The organism is Bacillus infantis (genome assembly GCF_008180445.1).
GTDB classification, from domain to species: Bacteria; Bacillota; Bacilli; order Bacillales; family Cytobacillaceae; genus Bacillus_AB; species Bacillus_AB infantis_B.
Genome location: NZ_VTER01000006.1, coordinates 330,201 through 347,112, shown reverse-complemented (window position 1 = coordinate 347,112; position 16,912 = coordinate 330,201). Strand labels below are relative to the sequence as shown.

At 45.2% G+C, this 16,912-nt stretch carries 19 protein-coding genes; 6 read left to right on the top strand and 13 right to left on the bottom strand.

What is annotated here, in order from left to right; translation table 11 throughout:
* The first annotated feature begins 87 nt into the window (after positions 1-87).
* Both FZD51_RS13070 and FZD51_RS13065 read left to right on the top strand, forming a co-directional pair.
* On the top strand, positions 88-864 hold the full coding sequence (locus FZD51_RS13070) for a glycoside hydrolase domain-containing protein (protein ID WP_129612188.1): 777 nt from the start codon (positions 88-90) through the stop codon (positions 862-864).
* 141 nt (positions 865-1,005) lie between these two features.
* The gene (locus FZD51_RS13065; RefSeq protein WP_148975176.1) at positions 1,006-1,584 is read left to right on the top strand and encodes a biotin transporter BioY; all 579 of its coding nucleotides are present in this window, start codon (positions 1,006-1,008) and stop codon (positions 1,582-1,584) included.
* 42 nt (positions 1,585-1,626) lie between these two features.
* Here FZD51_RS13065 and FZD51_RS13060 read toward each other — a convergent pair whose 3' ends face one another.
* Positions 1,627-2,523 (bottom strand): lysylphosphatidylglycerol synthase domain-containing protein, encoded by an 897-nt coding sequence (locus tag FZD51_RS13060; RefSeq protein WP_148975175.1) that lies wholly within the window; start codon positions 2,521-2,523, stop codon positions 1,627-1,629.
* Between the two features lie 168 nt (positions 2,524-2,691).
* Here FZD51_RS13060 and FZD51_RS13055 point away from each other — a divergent pair, with 168 nt between their 5' ends.
* The 3 genes from FZD51_RS13055 to FZD51_RS13045 all read left to right on the top strand — a co-directional run bounded on the left by FZD51_RS13055 (position 2,692) and on the right by FZD51_RS13045 (position 4,445).
* On the top strand, positions 2,692-2,994 hold the full coding sequence (locus tag FZD51_RS13055) for a hypothetical protein (RefSeq protein ID WP_148975174.1): 303 nt from the start codon (positions 2,692-2,694) through the stop codon (positions 2,992-2,994).
* A gap of 25 nt (positions 2,995-3,019) precedes the next feature.
* Positions 3,020-3,808, top strand: coding sequence for a membrane protein insertase YidC (gene yidC / locus FZD51_RS13050; protein WP_148975173.1), 789 nt, complete (start codon positions 3,020-3,022; stop codon positions 3,806-3,808).
* A 94-nt stretch (positions 3,809-3,902) separates the two neighbouring features.
* A complete protein-coding gene (locus FZD51_RS13045) occupies positions 3,903-4,445 on the top strand; it encodes a YhcN/YlaJ family sporulation lipoprotein (protein WP_187445744.1) in 543 nt (180 codons plus the stop codon).
* Here FZD51_RS13045 and FZD51_RS13040 read toward each other — a convergent pair.
* From FZD51_RS13040 to FZD51_RS13000, 9 genes are all read right to left on the bottom strand, one after another.
* Entirely contained in the window at positions 4,438-5,040 is a 603-nt protein-coding gene (locus FZD51_RS13040; RefSeq protein WP_148975171.1) for a GNAT family N-acetyltransferase, read from the bottom strand. The two genes, FZD51_RS13045 and FZD51_RS13040, sit on opposite strands and share 8 nt — an antisense overlap.
* Before the next feature lie 106 nt (positions 5,041-5,146).
* Entirely contained in the window at positions 5,147-5,350 is a 204-nt protein-coding gene (locus tag FZD51_RS13035; RefSeq protein WP_009793789.1) for a DUF6501 family protein, read from the bottom strand.
* A gap of 51 nt (positions 5,351-5,401) precedes the next feature.
* Entirely contained in the window at positions 5,402-5,659 is a 258-nt protein-coding gene (locus FZD51_RS13030; protein WP_262380907.1) for a hypothetical protein, read from the bottom strand.
* A gap of 60 nt (positions 5,660-5,719) precedes the next feature.
* Complete coding sequence (locus tag FZD51_RS13025) at positions 5,720-6,598, bottom strand: gamma-glutamylcyclotransferase (protein ID WP_148975170.1); 879 nt, start codon at positions 6,596-6,598, stop codon at positions 5,720-5,722.
* 392 nt (positions 6,599-6,990) lie between these two features.
* On the bottom strand, positions 6,991-8,646 hold the full coding sequence (locus tag FZD51_RS13020; RefSeq protein ID WP_148975361.1) for an AMP-binding protein: 1,656 nt from the start codon (positions 8,644-8,646) through the stop codon (positions 6,991-6,993).
* A gap of 125 nt (positions 8,647-8,771) precedes the next feature.
* Positions 8,772-9,506 (bottom strand): class I SAM-dependent methyltransferase, encoded by a 735-nt coding sequence (locus FZD51_RS13015; RefSeq protein WP_187445764.1) that lies wholly within the window; start codon positions 9,504-9,506, stop codon positions 8,772-8,774.
* Positions 9,507-9,589: 83 nt separating this feature from the next.
* Entirely contained in the window at positions 9,590-10,003 is a 414-nt protein-coding gene (locus tag FZD51_RS13010) for a secondary thiamine-phosphate synthase enzyme YjbQ (RefSeq protein ID WP_187445743.1), read from the bottom strand.
* 18 nt (positions 10,004-10,021) lie between these two features.
* Positions 10,022-10,801: a VOC family protein gene (locus FZD51_RS13005; protein WP_148975167.1), complete on the bottom strand. Its 780-nt coding sequence runs from the start codon at positions 10,799-10,801 to the stop codon at positions 10,022-10,024.
* Positions 10,785-11,615, bottom strand: coding sequence for an AAC(3) family N-acetyltransferase (locus FZD51_RS13000; RefSeq protein WP_148975166.1), 831 nt, complete (start codon positions 11,613-11,615; stop codon positions 10,785-10,787). Before FZD51_RS13000 ends, FZD51_RS13005 begins: the two co-directional genes overlap by 17 nt.
* A 270-nt stretch (positions 11,616-11,885) precedes the next feature.
* Between FZD51_RS13000 and sda the strand changes: the two genes are divergently transcribed.
* Positions 11,886-12,017 carry a sporulation histidine kinase inhibitor Sda gene (sda, locus tag FZD51_RS12995; RefSeq protein ID WP_022543868.1) on the top strand — a complete coding sequence of 44 codons (132 nt, stop codon included), beginning with the start codon at positions 11,886-11,888 and terminating at the stop codon, positions 12,015-12,017.
* A gap of 80 nt (positions 12,018-12,097) precedes the next feature.
* Here the strand turns inward: sda and FZD51_RS26610 are convergent, their stop codons facing one another.
* The 3 genes from FZD51_RS26610 to sucA form a co-directional block, all read right to left on the bottom strand.
* Positions 12,098-12,229 (bottom strand): hypothetical protein, encoded by a 132-nt coding sequence (locus tag FZD51_RS26610; RefSeq protein WP_262380906.1) that lies wholly within the window; start codon positions 12,227-12,229, stop codon positions 12,098-12,100.
* Between the two features lie 115 nt (positions 12,230-12,344).
* Complete coding sequence (gene odhB / locus FZD51_RS12990; protein WP_148975165.1) at positions 12,345-13,610, bottom strand: 2-oxoglutarate dehydrogenase complex dihydrolipoyllysine-residue succinyltransferase; 1,266 nt, start codon at positions 13,608-13,610, stop codon at positions 12,345-12,347.
* A 1-nt stretch (position 13,611) separates the two neighbouring features.
* Positions 13,612-16,452, bottom strand: coding sequence for a 2-oxoglutarate dehydrogenase E1 component (gene sucA / locus FZD51_RS12985; RefSeq protein ID WP_148975164.1), 2,841 nt, complete (start codon positions 16,450-16,452; stop codon positions 13,612-13,614).
* Positions 16,453-16,912: the final 460 nt, after the last annotated feature.

The following is a 16,912-nucleotide window of genomic DNA, read 5'->3' as shown; positions in this document are numbered from 1 at the left end:
AGCCCTGCAACCGGCTCAGAATCTTTGACAGCCCAAGCACACTCCCGGGCCTGAGAATATCATGTAACGATGAAAGGAGTGTGACAGATGATTAATTGGAAGCAGTTCTTTGCTGTATTGATCCCGGTCCTTCTGATAGCGGCCATTCCTTTTATTATTTTCCACTGGGGTCCTTCAAAGGGAGATGACAGCGGCGGAAATGAGACCGATCCCGAATCGGTGGTGTGGGGAGTCGATTCCGCCAGCCTGACGACAGAGGAACTATTTTCCTGTGTTAGAGATAACTTTGGGAACCCTCAGATCTGGGGAAGATATCTGGGAACTAAAGAAGGAGTTTCACAAGGACTGACAAAAGAGGAAGCGGCCTTTCTGCAATCCAATAATGCCGGAATCCTGCTGATCAATAACCAATTCACAGATGCTACAGGCATGGAAAATGGAACAGAAATAGGGAATCTGGGGATTCAGCTTGCCAGTGAGCTGGGGGTTCCGGATGGTACAGCCATTTTTGCTGATATAGAACCTGACTATCCGGTTGACTCTGACTTTATTAGAGGCTATTACGGCGCTATGAGTGAATCTCCATATGAGGCAGGGATTTATGGTGTTTTTTCCAGCAACAGCACTCTGTATGCCGCTTATAATAATGCTGCCGCAGACTCAGCGGGATTGAAGGAGAATGTAATTATTTGGACAGCTTATCCTCAAGCTGGGATTTCCACTGAAAGCGAGGCACCTGCCTACAGTCCGGAAGCACCGGAAGGGTCAGCTGTGTTGGGCTGGCAATATGGACTAGATGCCGAAGCCTGCAATATTGATACCAATCTATTTAAGGGGCGTATGATTGAATATATATGGAAGTAGAACCGTCAGTCCGGCTTCATGAAGCCGGACTTTACTTTTAAGTAAACTTATATATTTTTTGGTTGACATTAAATTCTGAAAGGTTTACATTTTAATTGTTAACATACATAAGATTATAGTTTACTGAAAAGGAGAATCATGATGACGAAAGATCAACTTAAACTTAGGTCAATGATTGTGACTGCATTATTTGCAGCGATCATCGGGGTGCTGGCACAGATTACTGTCCCGCTGCCTCTCGTGCCAATTACCGGCCAGACGCTGGCAATCGGACTGGCAGCTACCATACTTGGCTCCCGTTACGGAACTTTATCGGTTATTCTTTATCTGATTATCGGCGCTGCCGGTGTTCCTGTTTTTGCTGAATTTTCAGGAGGCATTTCAAAGCTGGCCGGTCCAACGGGAGGGTATCTTGTCGGCTTTATTCCTGCCGCTTTTATCACCGGGCTGTATATTGAAAAAACGGGTTTTACCTTCAAGCATGCTTTAGTGGCCAACATAATCGGGATGTTCGTAACCCTGATCTTTGGAACTGCCTGGCTTAAGATTGCAGCGGGGCTTGGATGGGGTGCTGCATTTGCAGGAGGATTTACGCCTTTCCTTGCTGTAGGAGTCATAAAAGCGGCCCTGGCAGCCTGGGCCGGGATCATTGTAAGGCGCAGGCTTGTAAGCGCAAGGCTCCTCTTCACTTCAGGACCCGCAGTAAAAGAGTCTGCATAATATGATAAAAATTGAAGGCTGTCCGTTATGAGGGCAGCCTTTTTATTTTCCCAGTATTTTTTTTAGAATAAACGGTGTTCCCAGAAGAACTGGGAATAGATAATAGCTGAGCCTGTACAAAAACAGGATAAGCATGGCAGCTTCACCTGCAACCCCCTCCCTCTGCATCATTAAGAGGAAGATCAGATCAAATGATCCCGCACCGCCCGGAATCATGCTGATAATTCCAGTACACAGCGCGATGATGACGATTGGGAACAGCTGAAAAAAGGATATGTTCACCCCGATTGTATGGGATATCCCCCATATGCATAGGACGATGAACAGCCATTCAAAGATTGAAATGGCAACCAGTTCAGATACAAAGCCCTTCCGGTTTCCTGGAATATCCCAAAAAGGCTTCCGGCGCCAGTAAAGTGCCAAAAAAAACGGGTTGTAAAGTGCAATCGCCCATAAGGGCACACTCTCCCAGCCATCCAGCGGCCCTGCAGAATTGGTTAGAACAGCAATTGCAAAAAAAGAAAGACCTGTTAAAAAGAAGAACGAGAGCTTGGCAGCCGTCAAGACCAGCGGACTGTCCTTTGGAAGATATTTCTTATAGAAATATGTCCTGAGGGTGGCCCCTGCTATGCCGCCCAGACCCACGATATTGGAATACGCGTTTGCTGAAAGTGAATAAAAGAATAATTTTGTTTTCGGTATATGGACAGAAAACATCTGAAGCAATACAACATCATAAAAGTACATAGGAGTAAGGGCGGCGATTCCAAGAGTAAATATATAGAGCAAATCCAGGAATGAAAGACTGCGGGCCAATCCGGCAGAAGCATCCCAGTCCAATTTGGAGAGCATGCCTTTTGCCTCATAGCCTAAGACAATGAAAAATAAGGCTGGCAGGGCAAGTTTCAGTAGAAAGATATATTTATTTTTTATTGCCACCCTTTACCTCCTCCCTGTTAATCTGCTATAACTTATCCTATTCATTCTTTCCTTTAAAAAGAATCTGCAGCCTCCTGAATCAGTTGGGCCGCCGCCGGGCAACATTGCCTTTAGTGCTGAAATAGCATATAATGACAGTATTGGCCTACTAATGTATGGGGTGAATGAATGTTTGATCTTTTAATGGATTTTACAAATATTCCGGCTGAATATACTCTGTATGCGAGCTTCATGCTTGGCCTTACAGTAAAGTTCTTATGGGCATGGAATATTGAATACTCTTTTATGGAATCTACTTGCAGGCCAGCCGAACTGGGAGCCGGTTCCGCAGGCCTTAAGCTTTATGAAGCTTGCGGCATGCCCTTTAGCCCCCTTCTCCGCTGGATTGCCAAACATATACGCGCCAAGGAAGGATCGGGCAGCGATTCTGAGGATGCAGACTCCTCCATCAAGCTTAAATTTGTTATCTAAAATTTAAACTAATGGAGGAATTAAATTGAAATCGAAAAAAAATCCTGCTGCATTTCTTGTTCTATCTTTAACAGCTATCCTTCTTTCCGCATGCCAGGCATCACAGCCTGGCCAGCAGAGTGATGGCTTCTTCAACACCTATCTCGTCCAGCCGTTTGCGAGTGCCATCCACATGGTCGCTGAATTATTCAATGGCAATTTCGGCCTTTCCATCATTCTTATTACGCTGATCATCCGCCTTGCCCTTATGCCGCTCATGCTTAAGCAGTACAAAAGGCAGCAGGATATGAAAGGTAAAATGGATCTGATGAAGCCGGAAATGGACAAAATACAGGCCCAGTTGAAAAAGACGAAAGATCAAAAAGAACAGCAAAAGCTGCAGCAGGAAATGTTTGCCCTTTACCGCAAGCATGGAGTCAACCCGCTCAATATGGGCTGTCTTCCTATCCTGATTCAAATGCCTATTCTGATGGGCTTTTACTATGCCATCAGAAGTTCTCATGAAATTGCTGCACATTCTTTTCTATGGTTCAACCTTGGACAGCCTGATCTGCTCATAACAGCTGCAGCAGGCATAGTCTATTATCTGCAGTTTAAAGTGACTCAGGCCAATATGCCGGTCCAGCAGCAGAACCAGATGAAGTTCATGGGACTGCTCTCGCCGGTCATGATTGTGGTCTTCTCTTTCAGTGCTCCAGCAGCCCTTCCTTTATACTGGACTGTAGGAGGAACTTTCCTTATCCTGCAGACCCTTATCGGACGCAGGCTTTATCAGACGGCTCCTGCAGCCAAAGAAGCGGAAATATCCAAATAATATCGAAAGAAGCATGAGGGAAATCTTCATGCTTCTTTTTTGTATAAATGGCATGGAACTCTGAAATAATGATGAATAGAAAGGATGTGGGATTTTGATCAGCAAAAGACTATTTCTAACGGGATTTGCAGCCCTCTCTGTTCTGCCTGGCTGCGGTATCAATGAAAAAGATACATATGATGATACAGCTATCAGGGATATGGGAAGCAAACAGACTGAAAATCTCGTCAGCACCCCGAAGGAAGACAGTGAAACAAACACGAAGCTGACGGATCCAACAAGGACATCTTATGAAGGGAAAAATGAAGCGCCCAGGCTGATCCTGGATGAAAATGCTTCTAAAAGGATCAGCAGTATGGACATGGTTAATGATGCGGTCGTTATTAAAACGAATAACCGCACGTTTGTCGCGGTAAAGCCAGGTAATGATTACCAGCTTGCCGAAAACTCCAGGCAGGAAATCAAACAGGCAATGCAGGCCGAAAACTCTGCAAGAAATGTTTATATAACAGAGGATGCAGAGTTTTATAAGCACCTAAAATCCTATCAGGATGCAATCAATGCCGGAAAGCCGGTTGATCAGCTGTACCGGGAGTTTATAATGCTTGCAGAAAAAACATTTCCAAATCCTAAATAGGATAGAGATTCCCCATTTTCTGTATAAGATTTTCTTTTACTTCCGGCCATTCTTCTCTTAAGATGCTGTAAAATACAGTATTCCTGGCGTATCCATCTGCTATGATCCTGTCTTTCCGAAGAATGCCCTCTTTAACTGCACCGAGCCTTTCAATGGCCTTCTGGGATCTGACATTCCTGCTGTCCGTTTTTAGCTGGACCCTGTTCATATCCCATTGTTCAAAAGCGTGCCTAAGAAGGAGAAACTTGCATTCCGTATTCACAGAAGTCCTCCAGACCTCTGGCGTATACCAAGTTGAGCCGATTTCTAGTGTTTTGTTTTCCGGCAGGATGTCCAGAAACCTGGTACTGCCCACAAGCCTGCCGGATTCCCTCAGGGCCACCGAAAAAGCAAGAAGTTTCCCTTCTTTCTCCAAAGCCTCCGCTTTCCGGATATCTGATTTCATTTCATCAAGACTAAAGATTTTTGATGCAGTATATTCCCAGATCTCCTTATAATCAGCCGCCTCCCAGAGCAAACTGCTTTGTTCCTCACGCATCGGGCTCAGCCTGATGGAATTTCCTTCAAGGATGGGCGGATCTATCCATAATGCCATAAAAGTTCTCCTCCTGTTCTGCTAAGAAAAACTATATTCGACAATGGGTGAGAAAAATCCTTTTTCAAAAACAAAAAGCCCCAGGCATATGCCCGGGGCTCTCTTCTTAAGCTTCCTGAAAGTAATCTTTATAAAAACCGCTCACTTTTCCGGAATTGTCTACGACAAAATAAAACTCTTCTGTCTCATTTTTCACTTCATACTCTTTGCCCTCAGTAAGCGCCCTGTTCACAATATATTTGGCTGCATTCGTATGGACGCATTTTACTGTTTTTAATGTTGGGCGTTCATGCCAGTCTAAATGGATCATCTTTTGCCACTCCTTCAGCTTTTTCACCTTTTAGTATAAAGAATCGGGAGCCTATATAGCAACTGGATTTTCCTCTTCATCCGGTTTTGGCTGGATATTAGTGATGATGTTATCAATATATTCTTCATCAAACGTGTACATTTCACCTGTCACAATATTCTTGCATGTTACATATGTTTTTTGGCAAATATTATCTAGCCGGATGAATTCTAAGTATTGATAAAGTTTTTTCTTATAGATTACTTCAATCAGCAAGCCATTATCCATAATCATATACATATGCTGACCCTCTTTCTGAGATGATGGCAAAGGTTATTTACCACCCGGGGAGCCAGTATTAAACCTATGGATATGCTATAGCAGAAATTTTTATTCCTTTTGGCCTGCTAAAGGGCTTTGGGAGCGGAGAGCGGCGATCTTTCCTTCTAGCTTCTTGAAATATTCCCCGCTAAGCCTCCCCTTTGCACCCCGAAGGATCTCTGCAGCATAATGGTCAGGAGGTGCAAGCTCATCCCGTTTATTATAAACATGAAAGGAAAGGACATTTTTATGCAAAATGCCTTCTGATTTGATATCAAGGAAAACAGGCCTGTACAGTCCTCCATGAAAACCTTCACGGATGAACAGGTATTCGACTGCATCATACGGCAATCGGTAAAGGATCCCTTCAGTCGATCCGCCATCCTCAATGATATCTCCCCTGCCCCCGTCCGGCCTCTCCAGAAGATATTTCATTGAGTAGCCTTCTAAGATGCCTGATCCAATGATCTGCTGAAAAAAATGATCCACCTTTGCCAGTCTGAAGCGTTCATCGTCCATACAGGAACCGTAAGCAAAATATAATACATCTGCAGGGCGTTCTTCCAAAAATCTGTAAAGTTTCCAATCGCCATGAAGAATCGGCTTCACCAAAAGATCATCTCTATTGGATATATAAACAAAACCCCTGAAGGAGCCGGCATCCGTATGGATGTCCTGCTCCACCCTGTCATAGAGATTATCCTTCCGGCCGGGAATATAATCCTCCAATTCATCAAGGTCCTTGAATTGATCCAAGTGCACTTCATATAATTCCCCGTATACTTTCTGGTTGGCAGAGGCCTTCATGGAAGGATAGCCCAGCCCTGTGTCATACAGTTCCCCGTATACCCATGCCTGCTCTGCCAGGCACCTGCCGGTTTCCAGCAGAAAGTGATTCTCTTCATGCTTTCTCAATGTACCGTACACAAACAGCTTTACGTAAGACAATGTCAAACCTCCATAATGATATAAGATGAAATGTAGATTCCCGTCATTCCTGCCTTACGCCTATTATACAGAAAATAAAAAGCAGGGGCTAATGAAGACCCTGCTTTCCCTGGCTACAGATTAAGCTGGCTGCATTGGCATGCCGGCCTATTCCTAAATAATGAAAAGTGACAGTAAAAAGGGGGTTTTTTTCTTTTTTCCTTTTCTAAAAACACCATACTTGCCAATTCCTTTTCCTTGTTTTGACTGAGCTTCTCAAATACATACGTCTCTTCATACATCGTTCTGCGCCTCCCGCTTTATGATATTCTCATTATAATCCGCAGAGCATTCTGCATCATTGGCGGGAAGGAGGAACAGTTATCAGACTTTTGATTGAAAAAGGAAGTATCTTATTTCTGCCGTAACAGGGCTTCTTGTTCTTTTTCTGCAATCTCTCTAGCTTTTTCCCTTAATTTAAACTTTTGGATTTTCCCGGAGGCTGTCATCGGATATTCTTTGACAAACTCAAAATACCGGGGAATTTTGTGCCTGGATATTTTTCCCCTGCAGAATGACCTGAGTTCCTCTTTCCCGGCGGTTTCCCCTTCCTTCAGGATGATCCATGCCATCAGCTCTTCGCCGAAAATCGGGTCAGGAACCCCGGTAACCTGCACGTCAAGTACCTTGGGATGGGTATATATGAATTCTTCAATTTCACGGGGATATATATTTTCTCCTCCCCTGATCACCATATCCTTCAGGCGGCCGGTGATGCTGCAATAGCCGTTCTCATCCATCACAGCAAGGTCCCCTGTATGAAGCCAGCCTTCACTGTCAATGGCCTCTTTTGTCGCATAAGGATTGTTGTAGTAGCCTTTCATGACATGATAGCCCCTTGTACATAATTCACCTTGGGTTCCCCGGGGAACTTCGTGTGAAGTCCCTGGAGTAACAACCTTGACTTCGACATGCGGCAGCGCCTTCCCAACTGACTCTACCCGAAGCTCTATGGGGTCGTCTGTCCTTGTCTGTGTGATGACCGGGGATGATTCTGTCTGTCCGTATGCAATCGTAATTTCAGCCGCTCCCATTTTCTCAATGACAGCTTTCATCACCTCAATCGGGCAGTTGGAGCCGGCCATGATCCCTGTCCTCAGTGAAGAAAGGTCATATTCGCCAAAGGAGGGGTCGTTAAGCTCGGCAATGAACATCGTCGGGACACCATGAAGGCCGGTGCACTTTTCATTCTGGACGGTCAGCAGCACCTCTTTCGGGCTGAATTCCCGGACAGGGATCATAGTAGCTCCTACAGAGACGCAGGCGAGGGTGCCAAGCACGCATCCAAAGCAGTGGAAAAAAGGGACAGGAATGCATAGACGGTCCTCTTTTCCCAGTTCCATGCAGCCTGCGATATGGTAGGCGTTATTGATGATGTTAGCATGTGTCAGCATTACGCCTTTAGGGAAGCCGGTTGTCCCTGAAGTGTATTGCATGTTAATAACATCATCTGGATCCAATGATTCCATCCTGCGGTCGAGATCTCTGTCTTTTACTTCTTCTGATAACTGAAGGATATCTTCCCAGCAGTAGGCTCCAGGATATCTGTTTTTACCCAGGACTATAACATTTTTCAAAAAGGGAAGCTTCTTGCTCTTCAGCTTGCCGGGCTCAGAATCCCTCAGCTCAGGTACAATTTCATAAAGCATGTCTATGTAAGAAGAACCCCGGTAATTCTCCTGAAGGATCAAAGAGGAAGACTCTGACTGCTTAAGCAGATACTCCAGCTCTGAAGCCTGGTAATTCGTGTTCACTGTAACAAGGACAGCACCCATCTTGCCAGTGGCAAATTGGCAGGCCAGCCATTCTGGTGTATTTGCAGCCCAAACAGCAAGGTTTTCTCCTTTTTCAATGCCCAGTTTCATTAAGCCTTTTGCAGCCTTCCGGCAATATTGGTCAAAATCATGGTATGTCATACGCAGCCCTTCTGTATGATAAACGACAGCTTCATGCCCCGGATGCAGCCGTGCTTTCTCTTCCAATAATTTTCCGACTGTTGTATTAAGCAATCCCTGCATATTCCCACTCCTTCTAATGTGTTGAAAAGGCTTACAAATATGTTATCACATTTTACAGAATATTCAATTATTAAGAGGGGGAAATAACCCTGCTTCCCGGCAGGGCTTATCAATAATTATGGCCTGCTGCAGGAAAACAGCAGGAATAAAGGTATCCTTCTTCTTCGTTCATACTCCGATTTATCCATAAATAATCCTTCCTGCGGAACTGCTTCTTTCAAGCTTTCAACAGTCAGTCCTGCCTGCTGGAGGAGTCCAAAATAGTTCTCAACTGTTCTGTGGTATTTTACTACTAAGCTGCCCATCCAGGGCTCCTCCCTTTTTCCGGTCAGAAAATAGTCGTCAATGATCCATTCCTTTCTTTTTCCATCACTGCCCATGCTTTTGAAAGAAGAAGTCAATAGGGGGTGCTGCACGCTGATGACAAGCCTGCCCCCAGGCTTCAGTGCTGAGCGGATATGGGATAAAACCGGGGCAAGGTCTTCTATGTAATGAAGGACCAGCCTGGATAAGACCATATCATATTTTTCCTGCTCCCACTCATAATCTTCTATCCGGCTATGAATCACTGTTCCATTGGAGTCCACCAGCCGCTTTTGTGCAAGTCTGGCCATCTTTTGCGACCCTTCGATTCCAGTATAAGAAGCACATCCCGCTTCCAGCAGGCTGGCAGCATATGAGCCATCACCGCACCCAATTTCGAGTATTTCCTTGCCTGAAGGGCTGCCGGCCAAAGAATAAAAAGCAGGCTCCTCCATTGTGAGATTTGGACTCTCCCCCCGATACCTCCTGGAAAGATAGCTGCTGAAAAAACCTTCCTCATCATAAGCATCCGGTCCCTTGAATGGCATCATATCACCGCTTTCTTCATAAATTCAAATCTTTTGAATTTTACCACATAAAACCAAAACAAAAAAGGCGCCTTAGCGCCTGCCTACTCTTCTGCACGATTATGAATGGCCTTAAGATAAAATGTTCTTTCCCGGGGGCCATCAAATTCACAGAAATAGATGCCCTGCCATACACCAAGCAGCAGACTGCCGCCGGTAACGATGACATGCTGTGTTGCTCCCATGCAGGAAGCTTTAAGATGGGCGGCCGTATTCCCTTCCTCATGGCGGTCCTTTAAATGATTCCATGGAAAGGTTTCATCAAGACGGTTGATCATATCAGTTTTTACATCTGGATCTGCATTTTCATTGATTGTCAGTCCTGCCGTAGTATGGGGGCAATATATAAGGATTGCTCCATCAGAGAGCTCCTGCTCTGAAGCAAACTCCCTGACAATCTCAGTAATCTCTGCAAATTCATCCCGCATCGAGGTGGTTATCGAGTATTTTTTCAGCACAAGCATCCTCCTTTGTTTTTATTGATAGATACCGCCATAGATATGAATCCCGTTCTCTTTCAGGGACGGGCTGTAAGTGACTTGCCAAATCGTTTCCCCAAACTCTGAGAAGATTTTTTCGGTCTCTTCGCTGTATGGTTCACTAAAATCGATCCGGCACCCTCCTGCCTGAAGAATTAACGGTTCACCCTCAGTCTTTTGCTTAATGGGGGAGCTGCCTCCCAAAAGCTTCGCCCAGGATTCTGCTGTTTCGCTCTTATTCTCAGTCAATATCTTAATGGTCCTTACCGCATAGGAATCCTGGCTGGGCAATAAGATGCCCGTATTTCTTAAATCATTAAACCTTTCTTCATCCTTCTGTTCCCACTGGATGAAAAAAGGATATGGAAGACGGTCTCCCCCTTCAGCAAAAAGCATTTTCCATTTAATCAATTTACCATCTTTCCTTGTTCTTCTTCCTTCATGGATGACTGTTTTGATGCCATTACCGGCCATTTGCTCCTGCAGCTTGCCGATATGTTCGGTCCTGAAGCAAAGCTGGCCGATTCTTTCTCCTCTTTTTACCCCTTTTATGAGCTGCTGAATCAATGGATTATCAGAAGAAGCAGCAATCTCAGCCTCCTCCACTGCCAGGAATTCTATGTATGAAGAATCGAAGTAAATGACACTGTTATAGGTTCCCCAGAGCGGATGCCGGCCGCCCATATACGCCTTCAGTCCCTCTTGGTTCAATTTGTCCACCGCTTCAGCGGGATGCCTGTCAATAAAGTGCACAATATGATCAAGCTTCAAATTCATTTATTTGGCCTCCTTTTTCTTTTTGCAGCCATTTTACGGTAAAGTCAACAATATCCTTTTGACTCATCATCAGACAGTCTGCCTGCCCCAGCTTCCCTTTTATGACTGAATGCTCTTTTTCAAAAGCCCGTCCGATTTCAGGGAAGCGGTCTGAATCAACCTCTGCCTCTGTATAAGTCTTCCAGATCCTTTTCCCGTCCTCCATCATGGCAGAACTTTGCTTATAGGTTTTCAGGCCGCCTGCTCTGTACTCTCCCAAATGCATGCTTGTGCTGTTGCCGTAACCCACCCCGATCAGGAGGACCATGCTGCCGGCATCATAAAGCTTAGCCAGCGGAGATTCTTCCCCGAATGGTAAATCGGTGGAATGAGTCTCTGTCATTTCCTCTGCCAAACGGCCAATGGCTGAAAATGAAACGGTAGGATGTCCGCTCCTTCTAGCTTCCGGAAAAGTCCTGAACAGCTCAGCGACCCTGCCCATTCCTCTTGTCGGAGTAGTTTCGGGATCATAAGCCGGCATGCCTTCCCTGATACCATCCCACCATTCTTCAGGAACAGCAGGATTCTGCCAATATTTTGGATCACTGTTTCCCAGCGATTGAGATGGCATCACAATTGTGCCTTGTTCGCCGACGGCGCTAAGTAATGACTGAATGACTGCCTGTTCTGCACCGCATACCCAGCCGATTGAGCTGAGGCTTGAATGTACAATTAAAGTCATTCCTTCACGCACACCGAGACTTTCAAGATCTTTCCTGAGCGTCTCTGCTGTTATCAGGCTTGTACTTCTGCTTACTGCTTTTTCTTCACTCATTATGCTTTCACTACTTCCCTGTTATTGTATGTATCTCATAGTCTATTTTACTTAATTTTAACAACCAGCGTCTATCATCCCCCCAGCTGTAAATTTTTATGCATAACCTAAATCGGCAGAAATAATCGCGATTTGATGAATGATGCCGAAAATAGGTACTTTAGGACCGATTGAAAATATTTTTACCTTATTGCTTTTCAAAATGAACACAATCATTTACAATTAGTTAATAGTAAGAATATTCAATTCTTTTTCTGGGAGGAATGCAAAATGAAAATTATGAGTAATGAACAACTTGTCGTCTCGTATCGTGATGCATTGAAAACTGGTATGGAAAAAGAATGGATCAACATACTCAAAGGTGAAATTCAACGAAGAGGGCTTAGGCCATTTAAAAATTAATGAGGCATTTTACCCGTTTAGAATATTCTAAACGGGTTTTTTATTCCTAACCATTGTGAAACTTTCTACTGTGCCATGATTCATGTTCGGCTGCTGCTTCTTTTTCCGCCGCAGCACCCCTCAATAATCTTTTGATATTCTTCTTCACTGATGATTCCCGCTTTTTTCATTAAAGCTGAATAGCAGTATATTTTCTTCTGAATTCGTCCCACTTTCCTCACTCCTGCTTTTTATATAGCTTATTCAAAAACGATAAAATGTTTCCTTCGGGAAACATTTTTAGACGTACAAAAAAGCAGAGCCTTTTAAGGCTCTGCTTCCTATCTATTAAGCTTCAAAAAGCAAGGATTCCGGATCTTCGATCAGCTCTTTTACGCGCTTCAGGAAGGTAACTGCTTCTTTACCGTCAACGATGCGGTGGTCGTATGATAATGCAATATACATCATTGGGCGGTTTTCCATCTTCTCGGCATCGATGGCAACCGGGCGCAGCTGGATGCTGTGCATTCCCAGGATGCCCACCTGAGGGCCATTGAGGATCGGTGTTGACAGCAGTGAACCGAATACTCCGCCATTTGTGATTGTGAATGTTCCTCCCTGCAGGTCATTCAGTGAAAGTTTATTGTTTCTTGCTTTGTCAGCAAGATCCATGATGTCGCCTTCAATTTCAGCAAAGTTCTTCCGGTCCGCGTCCCGTACGACAGGAACGACCAGGCCTTCTTTTGCAGAAACAGCGATGCCGATATCATAGAATTTCTTGAGTACCAGCTCGTCACCCTGGATTTCCGCATTCAGCAAAGGATTCTTCTTAAGGGCAGCAACAACTGCTTTTGTGAAGAATGACATAAAGCCCAGCTTAACGTCATTTTCTTCAAAGAACTTGTCTTTGCGGCGCTTTCGCAGGTTCATGACATTGGTCATATCAACTTCATTGAACGTTGTCAGCATGGCAGCATTCTGCTGAACCTCAACAAGGCGATTGGCAATCGTCTGTCTGCGGCGGGACATACGGACGCGTTCAACAGGCTTGCTGTCCTGCGCCGGCTGTGCAGCAGGTCCTGGTGAAGCTGCTGGCTTTGAATCCTGCTTTGCAGCCTGTGGATTGTATCCGGAAACATCCTGTGCCCTGACGCGGCCAAGAGGATCGGCTGTCGGCACCTGGCTGAGGTCAATGCCTTTTTCCCGGGCCATCTTGCGTGCTGCCGGAGAAGCGATCGGACGCTGCTTCTTTTCCTGTTCTTCTTCTGTCTGCGGCTTAGCTTCGTTTGTTACAGGCTCTTTCGGTGCAGCCGGCGGCTCAGATGCCTGAGGCGCTTTCTCAGCTGGTGCTCCTTCAGCAGGAGCACTGCCTTCTGTCGCTTCCGTATCAACTGTCGCAATCGTTTCGCCAACCTGGACAGTGTCGCCTTCTTGTGCGCCGAGATCCTTGATGACGCCGCTGTATTCAGAGATGATTTCAACATTGACTTTGTCGGTTTCCAGCTCTACGACATAATCCCCTTTATTGACAAAGTCGCCCGGCTGTTTCAGCCATTGAGCCACCGTACCTTCTGTAATTGATTCTGCCAATTCTGGAACTTTAATTTCTGCCACTTTAAAATCCTCCCTCTTCCGTACGTGTTAAAACTTCATTAATGATGCGCGCTTGTTCTTTTTTGTGGACGTTCGGGTCACCCTCTGCCGGGCTTGAACGGCGGCGTCTTCCGGTATAGGAAACTTTTGCACCGACTGGTGCCAATTCGGCAAGGCGCGGTTCTACAAAATTCCATGCTCCCATATTCTTCGGCTCTTCCTGAACCCATACGATTTCCTCAACGTTTGGATACTGTTCAAGAATGCTTCTGATTTTCTTCATCGGGAACGGGTAAATTTCTTCGACCCTTAAAATATGAAGCCAGTCAAGGTTAGCTTCATCCTCGATATTCTCATGAAGGTCGATCATGATCTTGCCTGTACCAAACACAATCCTTTTCACCTGATCTTTTGCCTGTCCCAATCCAGGCTGTTCAATGATCGGCTGGAAGGCCCCTTCGCTGAGCTCCAGCCCGTTGGAAGCAACATTCGGGTTGCGGAGCAGGCTCTTAGGCGACATGAGGACAAGAGGCCTTACTTCTTCCCTGTTCAGGATGGCAGCCTGCCTCCTCAGAATATGGAAGTACTGTGCAGATGAAGTCAGGTTGGCAACTGTCCAGTTGTTTTCAGCTGCTAAAGTCAGGAATCTTTCAACCCTGCCGCTGGAGTGCTCAGGCCCCTGGCCTTCATAACCATGAGGCAGAAGCATGACAAGACCGGATTTCTGTCCCCATTTCGCTCTTCCAGCTGATATGAATTGGTCGAACATGACCTGTGCAGCATTGGAAAAGTCACCGTATTGCGCTTCCCACAGCACTAGAGTTTCAGGTGCGAATACATTGTAGCCGTATTCAAAGCCGACAACAGCCATTTCTGACAGCGGGCTGTTATGGACTGCAAATGAAGCTTTAGAAGATGAAAGCATATGCAATGGCGAATAAGCTTTTCCTGAACTGCTGTCATGAAGGACAACATTTCTCTGGGCAAACGTTCCGCGTTCTGAATCCTGCCCCGACAGGCGGATTGGCGTACCATCCTTCAGGATGGAGGCGAATGCCAATGTTTCTGCAAGGCCCCAGTCAATTTTTCCGTTGCCTTCAAGCGCTTCAGTCCTGCGCTTCAGGATTTTGTCCAGTTTATTGAAGACCTTGAAATCTTCAGGCCATGTCAGGAGCTCTTCATTGATTTGCTTTAAAGCCTTCAGTTCAACAGCTGTTGCTAATTCCGGAATACCTTTTTCAACCGTTTCAGGCGGATTGGTTTCCTCAACTTCCTTTTTCTTATCTGGAACTTTATTATAGGCCTCTTTCAGCTTATCAAGGACCTCCGCGTCCAATCCTTCCAGGCTTTCCCTGGAAAGAGTGCCGTTTGCAACCAGCTGTTCACTGTATAGTGATTTAATGGTCGGGCGCTTATGTATAACATTGTACATAAGCGGATTTGTCGTCATCGGCTCATCCATTTCGTTGTGCCCGAAACGGCGGTAGCCGATCAGATCAATCAGAAAATCTTTATTGAATTTCGCCCTGTATTCACAGGCGAGCTGGGCGGCAGCTACCACAGCCTCAGGGTCATCAGCATTTACATGCAGGATCGGTATTTCATAGCCCTTGGCAAGATCGCTTGCATACCGGGTAGATCTGGAATCCTGAGATTCTGTCGTAAATCCGATCGTATTATTGGCAATGATATGAATGGTTCCGCCGGTACGGTAACCAGTAAGCTGGCTGAGATTCAATGTTTCTGCCACAGTTCCCTGTCCAGGGAATGCAGCATCGCCATGAATCAGGATTGCCATAGCCGAGCTTGGGTCTTCTTTCGGATAGCCGGATGCGCTTCTGTCATCCTGTGCCGCCCTTGTGAAGCCTTCGACTACCGCGCCGACGAATTCAAGGTGGCTCGGGTTATTGGCAAGCGTCAGTCTTGCTTTAGTCGTGTTTTCCTTCTTGATCTGCCTGTCTAATCCCAGGTGATATTTTACATCGCCTGTCCATCCGTAGTTAATGCCGATAGAACCTTCAGAAGGTACAAGCTCTTTATTCGGCGCATGCTGGAATTCAGCGAAGATCATTTCATACGGCTTTCCAAGCACATGGGCAAGCACGTTCAGGCGGCCGCGGTGAGCCATTCCGATATTGATCGTCTTCGCGCCGTCGACAACAGATTCTGCAACCAGCTCGTCCAACAGCGGCACAAGCGTATCAAGTCCTTCGATTGAAAAGCGTTTTTGCCCGACAAATGTGCGATGAAGGAATTTTTCAAACTCCTCAACCTCCATCAGCCTTTTCAGGACTCCCAGTTTCTTTTCATTTGAAGGTCCGGCAAGCAGTGTACCTGTTTCCACCTTATTCCGAAGCCAATTCTTTTCGTTCACATCGTATACATGATGAAACTCATAAGCTATTGTTTGGGTATATACATTCTTAAGATGCTCTATTGCTTCAAATCCATTGCGGACATGTGAAGGGGCATCTGAACAAATGATCGATGCCGGCACCTGCTCCAGATCATTCCGGGTTAATCCATATTGCTCCAGCGCAAGGATGTCCTTCTCCGGCTTATTGTTTTTTAATGGGTAGATATCAGCCGATATATGGCCGTACGCCCTGATATTATCCGCAAGGCGGATAGCTGCCAGCGTTTTTTCCAGCTGTCCGGGAGCAGCAGCCTGGACAGGCTTATCATTTTCAAAGGTGTCAATCTGAGTTTGTTCAGGAGATCCCCACTTTTCAAAGTACTCTCTCATATCAGCGTCTACTGATTGAGGGTCCTCCAGGAATCTTTCATATAATTCAATAACATAGCCAAGGTTTGGTCCATGAAACCCCTGTAAAGGTCCCTCGCCGTTGGATGGCGTTTTCATGAAAATTACCTCCGAGTGTTTTTTTAAGAAAACATTTAGTTTCCGGCATTTTATCCCGTAAATTTTTACCCTAATATATGAAATAGTAACGCAAAATTGTATGAATAATAATTTTATTCAGAGGATAAAACGTTTTCAATGACATTTTACCATGCAAATCCCTATCGTACAAAGGATTTAAACTGAAAATTAGAAGAAAAATGTAATTTTTTTTCATCACCTTAAAATCTATATTAAAAAAATGATTTTTCTATTTTTTTTCGCTCCATTATGAATATAGTAGTGTTATAATAGGTAGATATCTAACTTTAGGGCTGTAAAGGATTAAGGGATTCTTGCGGATTAGCAGCGATTATTATTCTAATAGTAAAAAATAAAACCGGGAAAGATCCCCGGTTTTATTTTTTTCCTATGAATGAACTTAATAATCTAATACGATGCCTGGTCCGGCGTTTTTCTG

Coding starts and splice junctions, on each gene's coding strand:
- FZD51_RS13040 (WP_148975171.1), bottom strand. CDS start 5,040: ATGGCATTATGGATAGATCCGCCCATCCTTGAAGGAAATTCCATCAGG.
- FZD51_RS13015 (WP_187445764.1), bottom strand. CDS start 9,506: ATGCCATTCAAGGGACCGGATGCTTATGATGAGGAAGGTTTTTTCAGC.
- FZD51_RS13000 (WP_148975166.1), bottom strand. CDS start 11,615: ATGAGTGAAGAAAAAGCAGTAAGCAGAAGTACAAGCCTGATAACAGCA.
- sucA (WP_148975164.1), bottom strand. CDS start 16,452: ATGAAAACGCCATCCAACGGCGAGGGACCTTTACAGGGGTTTCATGGA.
- FZD51_RS13065 (WP_148975176.1), top strand. CDS start 1,006: ATGACGAAAGATCAACTTAAACTTAGGTCAATGATTGTGACTGCATTA.
- sda (WP_022543868.1), top strand. CDS start 11,886: ATGAAAATTATGAGTAATGAACAACTTGTCGTCTCGTATCGTGATGCA.
- FZD51_RS13005 (WP_148975167.1), bottom strand. CDS start 10,801: ATGAATTTGAAGCTTGATCATATTGTGCACTTTATTGACAGGCATCCC.
- FZD51_RS13035 (WP_009793789.1), bottom strand. CDS start 5,350: ATGATCCATTTAGACTGGCATGAACGCCCAACATTAAAAACAGTAAAA.
- FZD51_RS13055 (WP_148975174.1), top strand. CDS start 2,692: ATGTTTGATCTTTTAATGGATTTTACAAATATTCCGGCTGAATATACT.
- FZD51_RS13070 (WP_129612188.1), top strand. CDS start 88: ATGATTAATTGGAAGCAGTTCTTTGCTGTATTGATCCCGGTCCTTCTG.